The sequence below is a fragment of the Francisella salina genome, from assembly GCF_000219045.1.
GTDB lineage: Bacteria > Pseudomonadota > Gammaproteobacteria > Francisellales > Francisellaceae > Francisella > Francisella salimarina.
In genome coordinates, this window is the sequence record NC_015696.1 from 116804 (window position 1) to 139334 (window position 22531).

Here is a 22531-nt window from a genome sequence, read left to right on the forward strand (position 1 = left end):
GAGTTTGCTATGAAAAAATCAATATTTATCCTTCCTACATCAAAACATACGGGTCTTAGAATTTTGGCAAGTAGTGTGGTATATGCACTACAGCAGAAAGGATTAAAAGTTGGCTCATTTCATCCTATTTACGATATGGGTATGAGCATTGAACAGATAGAATCGTATTTGCTTAATAATCGTGTAAAAGACTATGTTGAAATAGTCATAAGTAAGTTTTATGAGAAGTGTCAAGATTCGGATTTTGCTGTAATATCGGGCCTATTTAGGCAAGGTAATAACTACCATAGATTATATCCAATCAATGCGGTTGTTGATGAGTTGAATATAGAGATTATAAAAGCTCTTGGTTTGGAAGTGATAATAGCTTCATACCATGGTAATAAGCCTATAGATGATATCAATGATGAGCTTGATTATGTTATGCGAAGCCTACCCAAGCAAGTTAACATTATGGGTGCTGTAATTACAAAGTTAAATGCACCTTATGATGATGATGGAAGAGTTAGTTTTAGTTTGACTGAAGAAGATATTACCTATGACAAACAACAGCATGTAAGTATAGAGGAGCTCAAAGAGTTATCAGTATTTAAACAAAAAGGGTTAGCTCTTTTGGGTGTGGTTGAGTGGGATAAAGAAAGAACTTCGCCAAGAGTATTAGACATCAAAAGTATTCTTAAACTGAAGCACATATCAGAAGTTGGCTTAGAGGCTCGAGTTGAAAGGGTAATGATGTGTTCGAGAGGAGTTGATAACTTTATAAGTGATTTGACTCCAAATTCTCTGGTTATAACTGCTGCTGATAGATCTGATATTTTAGTTACAATTTGCTTAGCTGCGAAAAATGGTATGAAAATAACAGGAATTATCTTAACAGCTGAAGAATATCTTAATGATAAAGTCAGGGAGTTATGTGTAGAAACTGCTAAAAAAGCAGGTTTAGCAATTCTGACAACAAAAAATAAAAGTGTAAATACAATTTTAAAACTTGCAAATATAGACCTAATGGGAATACCTATTGATGATAAAGAGCGTATTCAAAAAGTTAAAGAAGTAATATCTTCATCTCTAGATAGAGATGCGATAGTTAATTGTATTACTTCAGATGTCACTGAGCATCAGGTGATGTCGCCTCCAGCATTTAGATATCATCTTTTGAAGATGGCGCGAAAAGCTAAAAAGAGAATCATTTTACCAGAGAGTTATGAGCCAAGAACTTTGCAGGCAGCCAAAAACTGTCATGAACAAGGCTTAGCGGAGTGTGTACTTATCGGTGATAGAGAGAAAATCTTTAAAGTTGCTGAGATGAATGGATTTAGTTTACCTGAGAGTATCGAAGTTGTAACTGTTGTTGATGAAGCTGAAACAAAATACCTAAAAACATTGATGGAGCTTAGAAAGCATAAAGGTTTGTCTGAAAGTATGGCTCGAGATGCTCTAAAAGATCCAATAGTTGTAGCAACACTTATGCTTTATTTGGGTGAAGTTGATGGATTAGTGTCTGGTGCTGAGCATACTACTGCAGCTGTTCTTAGACCAGCATTACAATTGGTGAAAACTAAGCCAAACTCATCATTAGTATCATCGGTGTTTTTTATGTGTATGCCTGATGAAGTTATAGTATTCGGAGATTGCGCTGTTAATCAAGATCCTACAGCAGAGCAGTTAGTTGACATCGCGATACAAAGTGCTGAATCCGCTAAGAAGTTTGGCATTGAGCCTCGTGTTGCGATGATTAGTTATAGTACAGGTTCATCAGGTTCTGGGGTTCAAGTTGAAAAGGTGCGTAAAGCAACAGAGCTGCTTAAACAAAGTGCTCCTGATTTATTGGTGGATGGACCACTTCAGTATGATGCTGCTATGATCGAGAGTGTAGCGAAGAAAAAAGCTCCAAATAGTCCAGTTGCAGGTAAAGCTACTGTACTAATATTCCCTGATTTAAACACAGGTAACACTGTCTATAAAGCAGTCCAACGAAGTGCAAATGTATTAAGTATTGGCCCTGTGCTACAAGGTATAAATAAGCCTGTTAATGATCTATCTAGAGGTGCAACTGTAGATGATATAACTTATACAATTGCGATAACAGCTATTCAAGCAATATAAACCTAGGAGGCAAATATGTCTAACAAGCTTCTAAAAAAAGTGATAGATAAATACTCTTTTTCTGGTGCAAAAAGTTTTGATGTAGTTAATCCTGCTACAAATAAGTCAATTTGTCGTTTAGAAGAGAAATCCTCAGAGTATGTTGAGGATAGTATTCTAGTAGCTAAACATGCGCAAAATATATTTAAAAATACTCCTTCAAGTGAAAAATCGAAGTTATTAGAAAAATGGTTTGATTTGATAATAGAAAATTCTGATGATTTAGCAGAGATTATCACACTAGAGAGCGGTAAGCCTCTGGCTGAAGCAAAAATAGAAGTTCGATATGGAGCTAGCTTTATCAAATGGTATGCAGAAAAGGCAAAAAGAATAGATTCACGTGTTTTTGATCCAAATATTAGTAATTCTGAGGGAAGGGTAGATTATTATCCTGTTGGTGTGGTTGCTGCAATTACACCCTGGAATTTTCCTCTTGCGATGATTACTCGTAAGGCAGCCCCTGCAATAGCTGCTGGATGTAGTGTCATTGTTAAACCTTCTGAGTTAACGCCTCTGACAGCTTTTGCTGCACGCGAACTTTTTGTTGAGGCTGGGGCTGATGAGAATCTTCTGCAGATAGTATGTGGGGATTCAAAGGTCATAGGTTATGAATTTCAGAAGAGTAATTTAGTCAGAAAAATCACTTTCACAGGATCAACAAGAGTTGGCAAACTCCTAATGCAGCAAGCAGCGGATACTGTTAAGAAAGTTTCTCTGGAGCTGGGAGGTAATGCACCATTTATAGTCTTCAAAAGCGCTAATATCGAAAAGGCTATCGAAGGTTTGCTAGCATCGAAAATAAGAAATGCTGGTCAAGTATGTGTAGCTCCAAATCGTGTTTTTGTTCATCAGTCTATAAAAGAAGATTTTATTACTAGATTGAAGTCAGCTGTCCTTGATCTTAGGCAAGGTAATGGGTTAGATGAAGGTATTAAAGTAGGACCTTTGATTAATGCCGCAGCTGTCGATAAAGTACAGTCTCATGTTGATAATGCTTTAGATAACGGAGCAAAGCTAGTTTGTGGTGGTAGGATAAATCCAGAGCTAGGAGGCAACTTTTATGAGCCTACTATTCTAGAAAATATGCAAGATAGTATGGTTATCAGTTGCGAAGAGACCTTCGGACCAGTTATAGCTATTTTTAGTTTTGAGTCTGAAGATGAAGTTATCCAAAGAGCTAATAACACCAAGTATGGTTTAGCAAGCTATTTCTTCAGTAGTGATATGAACCAGATTAGAAGAGTGAGAAATGCTTTAGCTTATGGAATGGTAGGTATAAATTCAGGAGCTATCTCAAACGAGAAAGCACCATTTGGTGGGGTTAAGCAATCAGGTCTTGGTAGAGAAGGGTCTGATGATGGTATTTATGAGTTTTTGGAGGCTAAATATAGCTTACAAAATTTTATCTAATTATTTTATTATCTGTTCTTATTTTCCTAAATATAAGTGTTTTTTTACTGTAAAATGTTGTTCTTGTATTTAGAATCATGTAATTTAGTTTCATAGCGCTGATTTATTTCAACTTGCGAGCGCTTTATAAGTCCTGCTAAAACGAACATTTCTTTTAAGTTTTGTACCCCCATCGTTTTAGTAGGAGACTTTTTGCAAATAATCAAAAAGTTTGTTTATTAACTAAAAACATGGAGATTTCCAAAAATGAAAAAAGAAAATCTACTTGAGAGGCTAGATAAAGGTCCTGTAATCTGTGCAGAAGGTTTCCTATTTGAGATTGAGCGTCGTGGCTATATGTCATCAGGCGAGTTTGTACCTATGGTGTCATTGGAACATCCAGAGGTTTTAGAAAATTTACATAGAGATTTCCAGCATGCTGGATCAGATATAGTAGAAGCTTTTACCTACAATGGTCATCGAGAGAAGCTCAGGGTTATAGGTAAAGAGCATTTGCTTGAGAAGCTAAATAGAGAGGCGCTTAGAATCGCTAAAAAAGTTGCCGATACAACGCCTGAGGGAGTTCAGCCGAATCTATTGGCAGGTAATATCTCTAACTCAAATATTTGGAAGCAAGGTGATCAAGAGTCTCAAAAAGAAGTAACTAGAATGTTTGATGAGATGATTACTTGGGCTACCGAAGAAGGTGCTGATATTCTGATTGGAGAAACATTCTATTATGCAGAGGAAGCTTTTAGAGCTCTAGAGATCATGAAAAAGGCAAACCTCCCAACGGTATTAACTATAGCACCAATGGCTCAAAATACTATGCGTGATGGTTGGAGTATTGTAGATACTTGTAAAGAGTTGGAGCAATTAGGAGCTGATGTTGTTGGTCTAAATTGTTTTAGAGGTCCGCAAACAATGCTTCCTGATCTAAAGAAAATTCGTGAGGCTGTTAAGTGTCATGTCGCAGGGCTTCCTATCCCATATAGAACAACCGATAGTCATCCTACATTTTTTAATTTGCCAGATAATAATGGTTGTGGTTGTCCAGCACCTCATGGAAGAACTTTTCCAACGGCACTAGATCCTTTGTATTGTAATCGCTATGAGATTAGAGATTTCGCCAAAGAAGCTTATGACTTTGGTGCTAACTATTTAGGAGTTTGTTGTGGAGCAAGCCCTATGTTAATTAGAGAAGTTGCAGACGCTGTTGGCTTAACTGTTCCAGGTAGCAAATATAAAGAAAAAATGGAAAACCACTTTATGTATGGTACTAATAAACGTATTGCAAAACATATGCAAGAGTATGGGAGTAAGGCTTAGTTTTATATTAAATCAATTTTTACAAATCAATAACACAATTTAGGACAAATATTAAAGCTGTCCCCTCTTAAACATTCTCATCCATTTATAACTTAATGCAATACCTTCCTGAATATAACATCTATTAGGAATTGATAGTACCTATCAAAAAATGGATATTGCATGTAGTAGATTAAATTTTTATACTGCTTTTCTAATTGAAAAGTGATGTTGACTGTGAAGCTGTACTGATAGATGCGACTGAAATACCAATTGAACGACTCAAAAAAACAAAAAAAATGGTTTAAGGTTTGATTTGATCGCTGGAATTTATAGTTGTGAGCTCTAGATTAGTTAAGTAAGAGGTCTACTACATTCAATTGTTGACTATTAAAAAAATACAGTTAAAACGTAGAACTACTAGAGAAACTATAGTTTTTATTAAATTAAAAGGAAAATAATATGATATCTAAAAAATTACTTTTATCCGCTAGCTTACTTACAACATCAGTATTTTCAACGGGTTCGCTTTTTGCTTTAGATCAAGGAACATCTAAAACAGCTTTTATAACGACATCTTGTCCAGCTCATGATTTGCAATGCTTAGAGAAAGCAAAGGATTATAATATTTCAAGTACTAATTACGGCATGTTGTTTTTAAATGGAAACAATAAAGATGATAACAAGGTAGTTTGTAAATTTGAGAATCTAGATGATAATCTTGCGGAAGAAATGATTGGTGGTGAGCTGAATCCTGCTATGAACCCTATTTCTAGAGATATATATGTAGATGGTGAGCATGAGACTACAGCAAATATTTTAAAAAAGTATCAAAATACTGGCAATTCTGTGGGTTTGGTATTTGGTGGTGATACAGGCAGTACAAGAGTTGTAGATCCTTTTGACCCTGGTATTTGTCAGAATCCTGGTGATTTTGGTTACTTGGTATTAGATACTGTGAAGTATTTAACTGACAGAGGTGTTAAAGTTGATAGAGTCGCTTTTGATATTGAAAGTTCAGCATTTAGAGAAGGAAGATATACAGTAGAAGATTATGAAAAAATTAAAGATGCAATTAGTAGGCTTAAAAAACAGGATAAAAATATAGTTATATCTATAATTTTGCCTCAATATGCTGAAGGAGGTTACTGGGCTAAAGGGTTTAATGCAGAATTAGTAGACTTTATCCAGAGTAATGAAAGTATGATTGATAATATTACATTTATGTTGGGGCAAGGAATGACATGTTTTAATAAGGATTCAAATTGTATAGTTAATCAAATGAATATTAATGCTTTACGCTTCCCAAGTTTTCCAGTAAATAAAGTCACTGCATTATATAACCATAAAAGAACAATACAAGAGAAATTCCTTGACAGTAATGGAAATGTAATACCAGAAGGATCGATAAGACTTATAACTGAGGCTAATAAATTATATTCTAACCATTTTGCAGGTGTTCAATTTTGGGGTATGACAAATGCAAGTACTGCAGCGATAGATTCTAACTTCCTGGAATTATATAGGGTTGTAAATAATGAAACAAATTATGCTAATTAATGGTTAGATAGGCACTGCCAAGTTAACTAACTGTGATGTAGAAGGTTCTATCATTGCTTTAATCCATTTATAGGTTATTAACCTATATTACACATGAATTATAAAATATGTCAGTTTTACATATATCGTCACTGTTCTGGTACAGTGACGATATATTGGAATAACCCCATATCTGTTTGAATATATAGTGAGAAAGTAAACTGTCCCAGGTTTGACGGGGTAGATCATGTTTATTTTACCCGTCTCGCTTGTATCAGAGGGGTATTCAAAAGGTCTTGCTCCCATTATACGAGCAGTATTATTGATATAATAAATTTCTCTAATAATATGTTTTTTACTGTTCAAGAAATAGACGTTGAATATTCGTTTTCTATTGTTAATAAAATTAGAGCCTTTGAATTTAAAACTGTAATACCACCTCTTCATGCAGCAAAGGTTATGGAAACTTTAATTAATAAAGATTTTGAAGCAGATGGTGGTTGTTGGAAAAATGGCTTGGCGTCATGAAATAGAGCATATTGGATATAATGGTGACTTTGTAACAAAACATTTTTCAAATAAATATTTACTAAATTATATTGAGGTCTTAATTTAATAGATAGATCAACATTGTTTTTGGTAAATAGATCTAAATTAAAACTAAATGACCTAGCTTATGAGAGGTGTGGTGCCTTTATAGTTTAATTTTTTCTAACTTCTTCGATTAAGAGTATACAAGTCTTTACGTCTATCTCTTAGATTCTTGACACTACCAAACTGATTCAGCTCACGAAGTAGATTGATATCAACATCTGCAATTAGGATCATCTCAGTATTTGGAGTGGTTTCGGCTTTGATACCTGTAGCTGGGAAAGCAAAGTCACAAGGTGTAAATACCATTGATTGAGCATATTGGATGTCCATATTGTGAACATTAGGCAGGTTACCCACGCTACCTGCTATAGCAACATAACACTCATTTTCAATAGCTCTTGCTTGTGCACAGTTTCTGACTCTTGAGAAACCATTTTGAGTATCTGTCAAAAATGGTACAAAGAGTATATCCATACCATCTTCAGCAAGTATTCTACTTAATTCGGGGAACTCTGAATCATAGCATATCAATATACCGATTTTACCACAATCAGTATCAAACACCTCTAGTTTGTCTCCACCTTGTAGACCCCAAACCATTGCTTCATCTGGTGTTACATGCAATTTTTCATATTTCTCAACAGTACCATCTCTTCGACATAAATAGCCAACGTTGTACAGTCGCTCGTCTTTCATCTCAGGCATGCTTCCTGTGATAATGTTGATATTATAAGTTACAGCAAATTCTGAAAATTTATCAGTAATGGTTTGTGTATGTTTTGCTAATTCTCTGATAGCTTCAGGCTCTGATAAATGGTTGTTTTCAGCCATAAGCGGAGCATTGAAAAATTCAGGGAACAATGCGAAATCAGATCTATAGTTTGATACGGCATTTACAAAGTATTCGGCATGTTGCATCAGCTCATCTAGATTTTTGTAAGATCGCATTTGCCACTGAATTAGTCCAAGGCGTACATCTTTTTTGATTGGAGCTGCTTCTTTTGCCTCCTCTTCATAGTAGATATTTGTCCATTTTAATAGTACTGCATAGTCATTAGACTCTATATCACCTTCCAAATATGATTTAACAACTCTGACAGGTTGAAAATCATTACTCATCTGAAAGCGTAAAACAGGATCGTGTAGCTCTTGTCTTTTTAGTTTGTTGATGTATTGCTGAGGAGTCATCTTATCTGCATACTCATGGTATCCAGGTATTCTGCCCCCAATAATAATGCTTTTTAAGTTTAGTCTCTCGCACAGGTCTTTTCTATAATCGTAAAGCCTACGGCCTAGACGCATACTCCTAAATTCAGGTTTAACAAATAGATCAATGCCATATAGAACATCTCCCTCATCATTATGAGTATTAAAAGTATCATTACCTGTAATTTCTTTATAAGTATGCTTATGACCAAATTTTTTATAGTCAACTATGATCGACAAAGCACAGCCAGCTAGTTGATCATTAACTTTTATGACGACTTGCCCTTCAGGGAACTTCTTTATTAGAGTATCGATTTGGTGGTCTTCCCAATAAGGATTTCTAATATTGTAAACCTCTATCATAGCCTCTTTGAGTTCTTGATAGTCATCGGAGCTTAGGTAGTCAAGTTTGATATTTTCTACGTTTATCATTTTTTAGTTGTTTGAGTTTTAAAAGATAGTTAATACAAAGTATATACTAGTCAGATTATAAAAGTATTAAGCATAATACATTTCAATAAAATTTTTATTTTTCTATTTTCTTGATTAATAGTAGGATTATTAACAGGAGGTGTTATTTTGGATATATATTGATAGATCGAATCATTTGGTAGAATAAAACATTCTATGCGAAAAAATGTAGTAAATGAAATTCTTATGCTAAAAATTGAGAGAGTTTATTCATCTGAAAAAATTATTTCAGCAATTAATGTTGCATGTGATGATTATATTAATTATCGACGTATATGTAATCAAAAGAGCGATGTTCTTCAAGTCTTTAATCGTGGAATGATAATGTCTGATGCTAATGAAAATGCATTGGCAGAGAATATAAAGCGTGAATTATCACATAATCAAAAAGGTCAAGTAAATAGAAGAGAAAAAATCAAATTTATTTTAAAGATTTTCGCTAAGAAGTATCCTGTAATAGCTGAAAGCAATGCGAGAGATAATTTAAAGATAGAGCAGGGAAGCCTTTTTGCATTTATTATATATAATATTTATTACACAGCTTGTGTATATGATCTAAAGACTATAGAACGCCATTATAATGAGTGTTTGTCCGGCGTTAGACCTGGAGAATGTTCTTTTTTGCCTAATGCTTCAGACTTGAAAGATACATCGTATATGGATCCCTTATTTGCTTTTCGAGTATATGCTAGTATTTACAATTATGTCCATGCAACTACTACATTTGAAGAATCTTTACAAGAGAATAAGTCAAATGATGCAGATAAGATAGATATTAATAGTAATAAATTATTAGGAAGTTCTGATCAAAGTAAGATAATAGCTCTTATGTGTTCTTTTATTAATCTAATACCTGGTAATACTGAAAAAATAAAAATATATCTAAATCATGCTCTAGGTCTGGACGAAGATCAGATAAAAGAATATATAGATATTTTTAATTATATTGCTAGTGGTAAATATAGTGAAAATGATTCCAAAAAAAATTTGATACAATTAAGAAATGTTGTTTCATTTGTCAACTTTAATACTTCTATTGCTTTATTACAAGGAGGTATTACGGAATATCAAAAGAAATATGAGAGAAAAGCAAATTCAAATTTATTAAATACAGGTGTAGAAGGACTATCTGGAGTTGTTGTGCAATCTATATGTGATCAGTTAGTGACTCTAGCACAATCTGGAATAAATCTTGGGTTAAGTTATTCTGGCCTTAGTATTATTGCAAAACATAATGTCTTGAAAATAATGGAGACAGGTGTTGTAGACGGCTTGTCAGGAACATTGGTAGATAATATATTAGGTCCTGTTAATCTAGGTTCAGGATATGGTTATCGTAGTGCACATGACGGTAAGAGTTTAGCTGAAGTTGATTATAACGCCTATTTAAAACAGGTGGAACTACAAAATATCCAGTCTTTTTTGAAAAATGCTATTACAACTCCTATCTATGCTATTACATCTAAAGCCACTAGCATTAAATCTAAAGGATATGGTTTAAAAAATCGTCATGGAGTTACAGGTCAACGTAGAGCTTTTTTGTTTGATATTTATTTTAGGAATATTGGAACAGCAGTGTCGAATATCTTTGATGTTTTAGCTTATGGTAGAAAAGATGATAATAAATTTAATTTTGCAGAGAGAGTAATACAAAAAGAGTATGAGAATTTACTCACCACTTTGGATACTTTACCTAATAGAGAAGAGACGAATATCGGAAGTTTATACTTTTGTTTTAAATTACACTATCCATGGCAAATAGGAGGTAATCCTATGGATTTTGATGTTAAAAGTAAAGACTTTAAGGGTAGAGTGTCTAACTGGAGAAAAAGTAAGTTTGGCATTGCATAAGACTTCTAGCTTTATCTTTTTAAAGGAAGGTTTTTTTAGAGTGCTCTTTTTATATCTAAAATCATATATTTTCATAATTATCTAACTTTTTATTTGCATCAACTTAGTCTTCTTTATTATTTCTTGCTATAATATCGTGATTAAATTTTGTCTATTTATTTTTTAAAAACTTTTAAAGGGTTGATTTAAATGAGAACACATTATAGTTCAGATGTTAATGAGAAGTTACAAAATCAAAAAGTAACAATTTGTGGTTGGGTGCATAGACGTCGCGATCATGGTGGAGTTATTTTTCTAGATATTAGAGATAGAACTGGGTTGGTTCAGCTAGTTTTTAATCCTGAAAGCAAGGCTTTTAAAATAGCGGATAGCTTGAGAGGCGAGTTTGTAATTAAAGCTACTGGTACTGTCAATCTACGTCCAGAAGGTCAAGAGAACAAAAATCTTGCTAGTGGTAAAGTAGAAATCATTGGTGAAGACTTAGAGATAGTAAACAAGTCTAAAACAATTCCATTCCAGTTAGATGATTTCCAAGCAACAGGTGAAGATGTCAAACTTAAGTATCGCTATATTGATTTACGCCGACCAGAGATGCAAAACAAACTAATTACACGTTCTAAAGCTATTAGATATGTGCGTAATTTCTTAGACGATAATGGTTTCTTAGATATCGAGACACCATTTTTGACAAAGGCTACACCAGAGGGCGCTAGAGATTATCTTGTACCGAGTCGTAATTTTAATGGTAAGTTTTATGCTCTTCCTCAGTCTCCTCAGTTGTTCAAGCAGCTACTGATGGTTTCTGGATTTGATAGATATTATCAAATTGTTAAGTGTTTTCGCGATGAAGACTTGAGAGCGGATAGACAACCAGAATTTACACAGATAGATATTGAGGCTTCATTTATAGATGAAGCTTTCATTATGTCAACTATGGAAAAAATGATTGCTGGATTATTCAAAGAAACTATTGGTGTTGAGTTTAAGACTCCTTTCCAAGTTATGAGTTTTGCTGATGCTATAGATAAGTATGGCTCAGATAAACCAGATCTTAGAATCCCACTTGAGTTTGTTAATATCAAAGAAGATATGAAGAACGAAGAGTTCAAAGTATTCTCTGGCCCAGCAAATGATCCAGAAGCTCGTGTTATTGCAATGAGAATACCAGGCGGAAACGATAAACTTAGCCGTAAGAAAATTGATGAGTATACTAAGTTTGTTGGTATTTATGGAGCAAGAGGACTTGCTTATATTAAGATTAACTCACTATCTGAAGGTAAAGAGGGATTACAGTCTCCGATCGTGAAAAATATTTCTGAAGAGACACTATTCAATGTAATTGAAAAAACTGGTGCCCAAGTTGGTGATGTATTATTCTTTGGTGCAGCTAAAGCTAAGATTGTTAATGACTCAATGGGTGCTTTGAGAGCTAAAATTGGTGAAGACCTTGGCTTGTTTGATAAAGAGTGGGCACCATTATGGGTTGTTGATTTTCCTATGTTTGAGAAAGATGAGAATCGTTTATATGCTATGCACCATCCATTTACAGCTCCCAAAGTTGAGTCTGTAGAAGAGCTGTCAAATATTAATCCTGAAGACTTAAGCTCAAGAGCATATGATATGGTTATTAATGGTTATGAAGTTGGTGGGGGATCTATCCGTATTCATAAAGAAGATATCCAAGCAAAAGTATTTAGTTTACTAGGTATCGCTGATGAAGAAGCTCGTGAGAAATTTGGCTTTATGCTTGATGCTTTATCGTATGGTACTCCTGTTCATGGAGGTATTGCATTTGGTGTTGATAGGTTGATTATGTTACTTACTAATACTACAAACATTCGTGATGTTATCGCATTCCCTAAAACTCAGACAGCTAGTTGTTTGATGACAGAAGCGCCATCTAATGTTTCTCTTGAGCAATTAAATGAGCTTGGTATAGCTGTTAAGAAAGAAGATAAATAATTTCTAAGCTAATTTTATTTTTCTCAAAGCCAGAATTATTCATTTTTGCTAGTTATCTACTAAGATAAAGTTATTAAGTAATTTAAGGTTCTAAAATATCTTTATTGTCGGTTTTTGTCCAGTGAGCATTTGGTTTGTCTATATATTGAAAGTAATCACTAGTGAAAGCTCCCTGTATACAAGTTTCTCTACTATGTCTAAAAGTAGTATTCTCATTATTCATGATTGCTTCCATCACACCAGGACCTGTTAAATACCAAACACCTAAATCAGATCTGTTAGCTTCGATATTTTTAAGAATAATATCAATATATTCTTTGATTTTTGAGTTATTAGGAGCGGCTGCAAAAAAATAGTTAGTTGCGTAGTACTTTTTAGACTCATCTGTTTCTTTTCTATGCTTAGCTTTTATAAACATTTCGTTATTTTCTTTCAAAAACTTCTCAGGTCTAGCAACAAGACAGCCATCCATATCTATATATAGACCACCATTTTTGTAGATAGCCAATAGCCTCCATAAGTCTGCTTTAGCTGCTCCGACTGTTAGTTTTTTATACGCGCTTAGAGCTTCTGGATGATTTTCGGCAATATATTTATCTGCAGCATCATTATCCATGAATCTATACTCATAGCGTGGAGCCATAAAACGATTAAACAGATAGTTTACATATAGCGGTAGCGTTACCTTATTAGTGAAATTTGTTTGCCAAATAATTCTAGGAACATTTGACTCTTTGTTTGTTTTTATAAGTGGTTTGCTGTAGCTTGGAAGAGTAAATCTTTTTTTTGGGAAGATCTTATGAAAAAGCTTGGATACCAGTTTGACTATATTTCCTATAATTCTGATAAATCTACTGCGTATAATATCGACATTTAGCATAAAAATATAAACTATTGAATGTTATAATCTCATCATTATAGCATCCGAACTTTTTTTATGTTACTTGAAAATCAGAGCATTAAAAATGCCTTAGTAATTTTTAAATCAAAACCTGCAAAGGTTGTAGAGATATTAGATAAAAAAATAGAAATAGAAATTTTAGATAGTAAGAATATAAAATTACCTGCAAAAAATGTTCAAATACTTACAGTTGTAGACCATGATTTCGATTTGGATAAGCTTGAGAGATTAGAAATTCCTGAGTTAGAGTTAACATGGGAATTATTGCAAGAACAGCAACAAACGTCTATTGATGAATTAAGTGAGCTTCTTTTTGAATCCGTAGGAGCTAATCAAGCTTATACTGTATGGCTTTTGGTTTCAGAGGGAGAGTATTTTAGCTTTAATGATGACTTTACTATCAATATTCATACACAAGAGCAAAAAGATCAAGTAGTCAGGAATAAACATGAGAAGCTCAAAAAAGAGCAAGAACTAAATGATTTTATAGAACGTCTAAATAATAAGACTTTTAATGTCGAAGACACAAAGTTCCTTAAAGAGATAGAGGCTTTAGCAACACTTAAAAGTACAAAATGTCGTTTCTTTAAATATTTAAATATGGAAGAGTCTGAGAATAGTGCGTATAAGCTACTCTTGGATATTGGTTATTGGGATGAATTCTTTAACCCTTATCTATATCGATATGGTGTGGAATTAGAAAGTAATACTACTGATTTTAAGTATAATTCTGAGTCAGATAGTCAGCGTGCTGATCTAACACATCTGACTGCCTATGCTATAGATGATGAGGGTAGTAATGATCCTGATGATGCAATTAGTTGGGATGCTCAACAAAATAAAATGTGGGTTCATATCGCTGACCCTTCTTCTAGCATTAGTTTTGGAGATGAAGTAGATCTTGAGGCTAGAGCACGAGGTTCTAACTTATATGTGCCAGAGCATATAATTACGATGTTGCCACCTCAGGCAACACAAAAGTTAGGTTTGGGTCTACAAGAAGTTTCTCCAGCTTTGTCAGTAGGGTTTAGAATTGATGAGTCGGGTGATATTCATGATATTGAGATATGTTTTAGTAATATAAAAGTTACTAGATATTCTTATGAGTTCGTTGAAGAAAATATCTCTAATCTAGAACTCGGAGAAATAGAGATTTATGCTAAATATTTCACTGATAAGCGTTTGGCAAAAGGAGCGGTAGAACTTGATTTTCCTGAGATAAAAATATTATTAGATAATGATAAGAATGTCAAACTAACTGACTTACCACGCTTAAACTCAAGAACATTGGTGCGTGATACTATGCTGATGGCTGGAGTTGCGATTGGACAGTTTTGTAAAGAAAATAATATTTGTGTACCTTTTTCGACACAGCCAGAGCATGATCTTAAACAAGACGATTTAGAGAATATTGACTCAATAGCTGATATGTTTGCAACACGTAAAAAGCTCCAAAGAGGTAAGTACTCTACAGAACCTGATGTTCACGCAGGTATGGGTTTAGATTCTTATGTACAAGTGACAAGCCCTCTAAGAAGATATTTAGATTTACTTGTTCATTATCAATTACGTAATTTCTTAGAAAATAAGCAAATGATTAGTGTTGATGATGTTGATAATATAATTGCTCAAGTAGATATTCCTATTAAGTCAAATAGACAAACGGAGCGTTTTTCTAATTCTCATTGGAAATTAGTCTATCTAATGCAGAATCCTAATTTAGAGTTCCAAGCAGCAGTTATTGAAAAATTAGATAAAGGTCGTTTAATGGTTTCTATCGCAGATTTAGCGATGACTAAAAAACTTGCTGTTAGTGGTAAGTACGATTTAAATGATCAAATAAAATTACAAAATACCTCTGTAAACCTTGTTACACAAGAGGCTTTCTTTAAGGTTATTGAAGAGAATTAACCGAGTTCTAACAATAAATCAACAGTTTTATCCACAGGGTGTGAGAAATAGCTGTAAATAAAAGAGCGATTACTTCTTAAGTTGTTTAGCCCTTGTATATCAATGGTTTTATGCCTGTATCAAATCTTTACTAATTTAGTAAATTAACATTTTTAACAAAAGTTTCATATAGATATGAACAAACTTATCCACAGTTAGTGTTGATATTATTCTTTCACAGCTTGAATTACTTAACGTGTAATGCTTTGAGGATTGTTTAACTTTTTAGATATTAATAAATTTTTCAAATTAATGTATCATTCTAACTAATATTAGAAGAATTAGAATTTTTATGAATTACGAACTTATTGAGTCACCAAAGCAGTCTAAATTTTGCGTTATTTGGTTACATGGTCTGGGTGCAGATGGGCATGATTTTGTTGATGTTATCAATTATTTTGATGTTTCATTAGATGAAATTAAATTTGTTTTTCCTCATGCTGATGTTATGCCTGTAACTATAAACATGGGGATGCAGATGCGTGCTTGGTATGATATCAAGTCACTTGATGCTAATAGTCTAAATAGAGTGGTTGATGTTGAAGGTATAAATAAATCAATTGCAAAAGTTAATGAACTAATAGATAGTCAAATCAATCAAGATATTGCTAGTGAAAATATTATCTTAGCAGGCTTTTCTCAAGGGGGGGTGATCGCGACTTATACAGCTATTACGTCTCAAAGAAAGCTTGGAGGTATTATGGCTTTATCTACATATTTGCCAGCATGGGATGATTTTAAAGATAAGATTACATCTGTAAATAAAGGACTACCTATACTAGTTGGTCATGGTACAGATGATCAGGTATTGCCCGAAGTTCTTGGCCGTGATTTATCAGATAAGCTAAAAGCCAGTGGTTTTGCTAATGAGTATAAACACTATGTGGGTATGCAACACTCTGTATGTATGGAAGAAATAAAAGATATCTCAAACTTTATCGCAAAGACATTTAAAATATGAAACAAATAGTTGTAGCTAGTCGTGAAAGTAAACTAGCATTATGGCAGACAAATTTTGTCAAAGATCGTATCCAAAATGAGCTAAGTATTCCTTGTCAAATAAGCACTATGAAAACGCAGGGCGATATTATTCTGGATAAACCACTTAATAAAATTGGTGGTAAAGCACTGTTCATGAAAGAGCTAGAAATAGCTATGCTTAATGGTAAGGCTGATATTGCTGTTCATTCTCTTAAAGATGTACCTTATCAATTACCAGATGGTTTTTGCTTAGCCAGCTTTATGCCCAGGGAAGACCCTAGAGATGCCTTTGTATCTAATAAATATAGTTCTATAGATGATTTACCGAAAGGTGCAATCGTTGGTACATCAAGTTTACGCCGTAAGGCTCAGCTTTTGAATTATAGAGATGATCTTATAATTAGAGATTTAAGAGGAAATGTTGTAACAAGGCTATCGAAACTTGATGGTGATGAATATGATGCAATTATCCTAGCGAGTGCTGGACTTATTCGTTTAGAGCTTAATGATAGAATAACACAGTATATTCCGGTAGAAATATCTTTACCAGCTGTAGGTCAGGGTATAGTAGTTGTAGAAGCTTTGAGTGAAAATAGTGAGCTTTTAGAAAAATTACAAAATCTAAACTGTAGTGATAGCTTTTGTGTTGCTACTGCTGAAAGAGCATTCAACCAAGAGCTAAAAGGTGGTTGCCATGTTGCAATTGGTGCATATGCAGAGTTACAAGGTAATCAGATAACTCTCACAGCAATGGTTGCAAGTAGTGATGGTAAGAACATCTTAAAAAGAAAACTTATAGGAGAGGATCCTATTAAACTTGGTAAATCACTAGCTCAAGAAATGATAGAGCTAGGAGCATATACAATATTGGAGAAATAAGAAATGGGACTTTTATTAGTATTGGTTGGTATCGGTGGTGGCCTTGGTGCCATGTCAAGATTTGCGTTGACTCAAGCAACAGCAAATATTTCTAAGCAAATTCCTTTGGGTATATTACTATGTAACGTTATTGGTTCTCTAATTATTGGAATGATGGCAGCTTTTTTGATAGAGACTAAGCTCTTTAATGAAGATATTTCGACATACGTTCGATCTCTTTTTGTTACAGGTTTTCTTGGGGGGTTTACTACCTTTTCTAGCTTTAGTTTAGATATCCTCAATTTACTACAACGTGGAGAGGTATTATTAGCTATTGGATATATCCTTGTTAGTGTAATTGTATCTTTAATAGCCGTTATTTTAGGCTTTTATTTTATAATGGGAGTATATAGATGAAAAGGCTAGTATCTTTGGTTTTAGTAACTTTGCTTATCGCTAGTTGTATACCTTTCCTTGGTGGTGATATGGTAGTTCAAGATAATAGATTTGAATCTGATGGCGGTCGATATGGTCTTGAAATGCAACAAGGAATTTCTGTTAAACAGGTATATGCTGCAATCAAAAAGACTATAAAACAGCACCCTAAACAGTTTGAGGTAAAGGGTGATGATTATAGTGAACAAAAATCTACAGTATGGACCTATTCTAATAAATATAAAGAACTTGTTACATTTGAAGCAACCCAAAGAAATGACAGAGTATACTTAGAAGTCAGTATGGGCGAACAAGGTCAGTCTAAGCAGGATATGCAAGCTATATATCATATTCAAGATTTGGTACTAAATAATTTACAACAGACAAAATAGTTAGAGCTATTTTTTCAGTATTTTCCAATATCTTATAGTCATATTTAATCTTATTTTTAATCAGCAATAGTAACTTTTTGTCATATATGTATCAGTAAAACTTATATATTAAATAAGAAATATAAATTTGTTTTTAAATTAATTATGGATTTAAATATGTCAAAATTCATGGCCATTTCAGTATTTTATAAAGTAAAAATGATATAGGGGTAATTATGGAATTTATAAAAAAAGTTTTTGTATCAATACTCATAGTATTTATAGCATCTTGCGCAACTACAGCAGATAATTCAAATACTAAAACAGGAGCTGAGATTGGAGCTGGATCAGGAGCCACAGCTGGTGCTGTAGGAGGTTTAGGAGTAGGTGCTGTTGCTGGAGGGTTGGTAGGTGCAGCTCTAGGATTTGTCTGTACTCTTATGACATTAGGGTTGGGAGTAGTTCCATGTATGTCGATAGGTGTTGGAGGCGGTGTTGCCTTAGGTGCTGGAAGTGGTGCAGTGGTAGGTGGTGCCAGCGGTGCAGTAGTAGGTGGCGCTAGTGGTGCTGGAGTTGGGGCTGTTATGGATCACGATAAGTAGAGACTGGTATGAAAAAGTATTTAGTAATAATTTTGTCAATATTGTTAATAGGATGTTCAAGTAATCCAAAAATTACAGAAGTAGGACCTGGAGTAATCGTTTCTGAGAAGCAGCTATTGACTAAAGAGCAAATAAAAAAACAAGACACTAAGGATGATGTTCTTACAGGTAGCGGTGTTGGCGCTGGGTCTGGCGCCGTTATTGGAGCAGGAACAGGAGGATTGGTAGGTGCGGGCGGTAGCTACATCTACGCATCTACTAAAGATGTAGATAAAATAAAAGGTAAATATCAGTTTGAGGTTTTAGAGGATGGTAAATCTTCACCGATAACATTTGAGCAATTTACTGATTTTGAATATGCTTCCGGAGATAAGGTAGATATTTATCAAAGTGAGTATAAGGATGTAAAGATATACTTTATAAAGCAGTTAGATCAAGATAGCAATGAAGATGCAAAGATAGAAAAAGATTAATTATTTTTCTACTTTAAAAACGGTGCCACAGTATGGACAAGTATTAGTTTTCTTATCTTGAAGGTCAATATAAACTCTTGGGTGTAAATTCCAATTCTCATGATATTTTGTTGGACAAGATACTCTTTCGCCAGGTTTTACTTTTATAATTTTTTGTTCTTTTTTCATTTTTGCAATTTAATAATGCCTATAGTTACCTTGATTCTAGCAAAATATTATCAAATTTATAATACAAAAACAAAGCTAAATAGCATATACTAAAAGCGTTGTTGAAAAAAACCAAAGGGTTTTGACATATGAAAAGATTATATAATTCTAATATGTCAGCAAAGGTTTCTCGCACTAAGTGGGATATTTTAGCGTTATCAATTATACTTTTAGTATTAAGTATATTTGTGTGGTCAACCTCAGGTTTAGGTGGGAATATAGACTATACAAATCAAACAAGTGTTCAACAGTATTCGGAAGTTTCTTTAAACCTTTGGCTTTTGCCCTACTATACAGCAGAAACAGTTATGCGGATGTTTATTGGTTTAGGTATTTCTTTATTGATTACATTTATATTTGGAGCATTAGCAGCAAAAAGTAAAAGAGCAGAGAGTATAATTATTCCTGCTGTAGATATTTTACAGTCTATTCCTATTTTGGGCTTCTTTGCTATTACAGTTACTGGATTTTTAGTTTTATTCCCAAGCTCACTATGGGGAGCTCAATCCGCTGTGATATTTGGGATTATAACAGCTCAAGTATGGAATATGATATTAAGTTTTTATCAGTCTCTTAAAACTGTACCTAAAGAATTGGCTGAAGCGGCTGATATGTATCAGCTTTCGGCATGGCAAAGATTCTGGAAAGTTGAGGTTCCCTTCTCAATGCCAGGACTTGTTTGGAACACTATGATGTCAATGTCAGCTTGTTGGTTTATGATAGTTGCATCAGAGACAATAATTGTTAATTTCAGTGCTTCACAGTCAATACCTATTAACTTACCAGGTATAGGATCATTTATAGATGCAGCGAACAATGCTCAAGATTTTGGAGCAGTTGGTGCAGCAATAGTGATGATGTTAGTCACTATTATCTTGTATGATCAGCTACTCTTTAGACCTCTGGTTGTGTGGTCAGAGAAGTTTGTTTTGGGTGAGAATCAATCAGAAGTCTATAGTAAATCATGGTTTTTGAAGATATTGCAAAAGTCTGCAATAACAAAGCTTTTTTCGAATATGTTTGGAAGTATAACTTCAACTTTGGTAAATATAAGATTTTTTAAGAAAAATTTAAATAAAGTCTATAATCAACCAAGACACAGAAAGCAAGAAAGACAAGAAACATTGCTACAGAAAATATTGTGGACAGTATTTACCTTGATGATAGTTATTGGATTGTTCTACTTTGCTTATCAAGCTGTGTATGGTAACAATTCTGATATTGGTCTATCAGAGACTTTTAAGGTTTTTGGGTATGGTTTACTCACAGGCTTTAGAGTTGTTGTGCTTATTATAATTACATCAATAATCTGGGTGCCGATAGGCGTATGGGTTGGTATGCGACCTAGGATTGCTCAAAAAGTACAGCCTTATGCACAGATGGCTGCAGCATTCCCAGTTAACGTTCTATATGGTATCTTTGGGACTTTAGTGATAACTCTGGGTCTTAACTTTAATATATGGTGTATTTTATTGATGGCTCTTGGGACACAGTGGTACATATTGTTTAATGTGATTGCTGGTGCTTCAGCAATTCCGGACGAGCTAAAACTAGCTGCTAAGAATATGCAACTAAAAGGTTTTATGAAATGGCGTAAGTACTTGTTCCCAGCAGTTATGCCATACTATGTTACAGGCGCAATTACCGCAGCTGGTGGAGCATGGAATGCAAGTATCGTTTGCGAATATATCAACTGGGGGACTGGAGATCAGTCAATAATTCAAGCATCAGGTCTTGGAGATTATATTACTTATTATACAAACCTACAGGGCGATCATACAGCAAATGTATTGCTAGGTGTGATAGTAATGTGTGTATTGGTTGTAGCATCTAATAAACTGTTCTGGCGCAGATTATATAACTATGCAGAAAATCGCTTTAGTATGAATATGTAAGCATAGGAGATTTTTAGAAAATGAGTTCAAAAAAAATTTTTACAGTAGAAAAAGTTAATAAGCAATTTAACATTAAAGGTGGTCATACACTTAAAGTATTAGATAGTATTGATTTTACTTTACATGAAGGTGAGATTGTCGCACTACTTGGTAAATCTGGATCTGGTAAGTCAACATTACTTAGAATTATCGCAGGTTTGTTAAGTCCAAGTTCAGGTGAAGTAATGTATAGAGGTAAAAAAGTCTCCGCACCCGTTCCAGATATTTCTATGGTTTTTCAAAGCTTTGCGCTTATGCCATGGCTTACAGTCTTGCAAAATGTTGAGTTAGGTCTTGAAGCGCGCAATATTCCGGCTAGAGAGCGTAAAAAAAGAGCATTAAAAGCGATTGATATGGTAGGTCTTGATGGATTTGAGAATGCTTATCCGAAAGAGCTCTCTGGTGGTATGAAGCAGCGTGTTGGTTTTGCTAGAGCCCTTGTATTAGAACCAGATGTTTTGTTAATGGATGAGCCTTTTTCTGCCCTTGATATTCTTACTGCTGAGAACCTTAGAGAGGATTTACTTGATCTTTGGGAAAATAATGAAGCGATGAAAGGTATTCTGTATGTTACTCATAGTATTGAAGAAGCAGTTTTAACAGCAAATAGAATTATTATATTTGGTAGTAATCCAGGATTCATACGTGGTGAATTAAAAATAGATATTCCTCATCCAAGAAGCTCTCAAGATCCTGTAGTAGCAGATTTGGTTGATCAGGTTTATCGTATGATGACTACTGCTCAAACTAAAGAGTTGTCTGAGCGTATGAACAAAAAGACTGCTATAACTATTGGGTATCGCCTACCAGATGTGGATATTTCAGAGATGAATGGTCTTTTAGATGAGATGGCTGAGATCAAGGATGTTGAAGCAGTAGATCTACCTCAATTAGCGGATGACTTGCATCTTGATATTGATGATCTATTTCCTATTATCGAGATTTTATCAATTTTGCGATTTGCAGAAGTGTCTGATGGTGATATCAAAATGACTGCGATGGGGCGTAAGTTTATTGATTCAAATATTGATGAAAGAAAGTTTATTTTTGGAAGATTATTCTTAAAGTATATTCCATTAGCTCGTCATGTTGTCAAAGTTTTGAGTGAAAGAGAGAGCCAATCTGCTCCTAGAAGTAGGTTCTTGGCAGAGTTGGACGATTATTATCCAATGGAAATCGCAGAGCGTGTATTTGATACTTTTATTGATTGGGCTCGTTATGCTGAGCTTATCTATTATGATGCAAATACTGGTATTATTTCTTTGGATGACAATGCCGCAGAATATATCAAAAAAATGTAAGAGTAAATTCTTTTTCCAATCAATAATTAATATCTGCCATTAAATATTAATAT

The 22531-nt window shown here is 34.0% G+C and carries 19 protein-coding genes; 16 read left to right on the top strand and 3 right to left on the bottom strand.

All coding sequences use genetic code 11. The annotated features are described in order from the left end of the window. Nucleotides 1-9: 9 nt before the first annotated feature. The 5 genes from pta (at nucleotide 10) to F7308_RS00585 (ending at nucleotide 6909) form a co-directional block, all read left to right on the top strand. Complete coding sequence (gene pta / locus F7308_RS00565) at nucleotides 10-2106, top strand: phosphate acetyltransferase (RefSeq protein ID WP_013921905.1); 2097 nt, start codon at nucleotides 10-12, stop codon at nucleotides 2104-2106. Between the two features lie 15 nt (nucleotides 2107-2121). Continuing rightward, nucleotides 2122-3555, top strand: coding sequence for an NAD-dependent succinate-semialdehyde dehydrogenase (locus tag F7308_RS00570; RefSeq protein ID WP_013921906.1), 1434 nt, complete (start codon nucleotides 2122-2124; stop codon nucleotides 3553-3555). A 246-nt stretch (nucleotides 3556-3801) separates the two neighbouring features. Next, on the top strand, nucleotides 3802-4863 hold the full coding sequence (locus tag F7308_RS00575) for a homocysteine S-methyltransferase family protein (protein WP_013921907.1): 1062 nt from the start codon (nucleotides 3802-3804) through the stop codon (nucleotides 4861-4863). Between the two features lie 441 nt (nucleotides 4864-5304). Then, the gene (locus F7308_RS00580) at nucleotides 5305-6402 is read left to right on the top strand and encodes a hypothetical protein (RefSeq protein WP_013921908.1); all 1098 of its coding nucleotides are present in this window, start codon (nucleotides 5305-5307) and stop codon (nucleotides 6400-6402) included. Nucleotides 6403-6729: 327 nt separating this feature from the next. Further along, a complete protein-coding gene (locus tag F7308_RS00585) occupies nucleotides 6730-6909 on the top strand; it encodes a hypothetical protein (protein WP_013921909.1) in 180 nt (59 codons plus the stop codon). Between the two features lie 183 nt (nucleotides 6910-7092). Here the strand turns inward: F7308_RS00585 and F7308_RS00590 are convergent, their stop codons facing one another. After that, complete coding sequence (locus tag F7308_RS00590; RefSeq protein ID WP_013921911.1) at nucleotides 7093-8613, bottom strand: carbon-nitrogen hydrolase family protein; 1521 nt, start codon at nucleotides 8611-8613, stop codon at nucleotides 7093-7095. Between the two features lie 195 nt (nucleotides 8614-8808). Between F7308_RS00590 and F7308_RS00595 the strand changes: the two genes are divergently transcribed. Together F7308_RS00595 and aspS are read left to right on the top strand one after the other, a co-directional pair. Further along, nucleotides 8809-10503, top strand: coding sequence for a hypothetical protein (locus tag F7308_RS00595; protein WP_041263571.1), 1695 nt, complete (start codon nucleotides 8809-8811; stop codon nucleotides 10501-10503). A 189-nt stretch (nucleotides 10504-10692) separates the two neighbouring features. Then, on the top strand, nucleotides 10693-12465 hold the full coding sequence (gene aspS / locus F7308_RS00600) for an aspartate--tRNA ligase (RefSeq protein ID WP_013921913.1): 1773 nt from the start codon (nucleotides 10693-10695) through the stop codon (nucleotides 12463-12465). Nucleotides 12466-12547: 82 nt separating this feature from the next. Here the strand turns inward: aspS and F7308_RS00605 are convergent, their stop codons facing one another. Then, a complete protein-coding gene (locus F7308_RS00605) occupies nucleotides 12548-13345 on the bottom strand; it encodes a glycosyltransferase family 32 protein (protein ID WP_041263572.1) in 798 nt (265 codons plus the stop codon). Between the two features lie 57 nt (nucleotides 13346-13402). Between F7308_RS00605 and F7308_RS00610 the strand changes: the two genes are divergently transcribed. The 7 genes from F7308_RS00610 (at nucleotide 13403) to F7308_RS00640 (ending at nucleotide 19036) form a co-directional block, all read left to right on the top strand. Then, nucleotides 13403-15277: a ribonuclease catalytic domain-containing protein gene (locus F7308_RS00610; RefSeq protein ID WP_013921915.1), complete on the top strand. Its 1875-nt coding sequence runs from the start codon at nucleotides 13403-13405 to the stop codon at nucleotides 15275-15277. Nucleotides 15278-15608: 331 nt separating this feature from the next. After that, a complete protein-coding gene (locus F7308_RS00615; RefSeq protein WP_013921916.1) occupies nucleotides 15609-16277 on the top strand; it encodes an alpha/beta hydrolase in 669 nt (222 codons plus the stop codon). After that, entirely contained in the window at nucleotides 16274-17176 is a 903-nt protein-coding gene (gene hemC, locus F7308_RS00620; RefSeq protein ID WP_013921917.1) for a hydroxymethylbilane synthase, read from the top strand. Before F7308_RS00615 ends, hemC begins: the two co-directional genes overlap by 4 nt. Nucleotides 17177-17179: 3 nt before the next feature. Next, complete coding sequence (crcB, locus tag F7308_RS00625) at nucleotides 17180-17572, top strand: fluoride efflux transporter CrcB (protein ID WP_013921918.1); 393 nt, start codon at nucleotides 17180-17182, stop codon at nucleotides 17570-17572. Continuing rightward, the gene (locus tag F7308_RS00630; protein ID WP_013921919.1) at nucleotides 17569-17982 is read left to right on the top strand and encodes a hypothetical protein; all 414 of its coding nucleotides are present in this window, start codon (nucleotides 17569-17571) and stop codon (nucleotides 17980-17982) included. The genes crcB and F7308_RS00630 overlap by 4 nt, the downstream gene beginning before the upstream one ends. A gap of 215 nt (nucleotides 17983-18197) precedes the next feature. Then, nucleotides 18198-18563: a hypothetical protein gene (locus tag F7308_RS00635; RefSeq protein WP_013921920.1), complete on the top strand. Its 366-nt coding sequence runs from the start codon at nucleotides 18198-18200 to the stop codon at nucleotides 18561-18563. 8 nt (nucleotides 18564-18571) lie between these two features. After that, entirely contained in the window at nucleotides 18572-19036 is a 465-nt protein-coding gene (locus F7308_RS00640; RefSeq protein WP_013921921.1) for a hypothetical protein, read from the top strand. Here F7308_RS00640 and F7308_RS09965 read toward each other — a convergent pair whose 3' ends face one another. Continuing rightward, on the bottom strand, nucleotides 19037-19204 hold the full coding sequence (locus F7308_RS09965; protein WP_013921922.1) for a zinc-finger domain-containing protein: 168 nt from the start codon (nucleotides 19202-19204) through the stop codon (nucleotides 19037-19039). A 128-nt stretch (nucleotides 19205-19332) separates the two neighbouring features. On the opposite strand from F7308_RS09965, the gene F7308_RS00645 reads away from it, so the two are divergent. Next, nucleotides 19333-21138, top strand: coding sequence for an ABC transporter permease (locus tag F7308_RS00645; RefSeq protein ID WP_013921923.1), 1806 nt, complete (start codon nucleotides 19333-19335; stop codon nucleotides 21136-21138). Between the two features lie 20 nt (nucleotides 21139-21158). Next, nucleotides 21159-22478, top strand: a complete 1320-nt coding sequence (locus F7308_RS00650; protein WP_013921924.1) for an ABC transporter ATP-binding protein — start codon at nucleotides 21159-21161, stop codon at nucleotides 22476-22478. Nucleotides 22479-22531 lie beyond the last annotated feature (53 nt).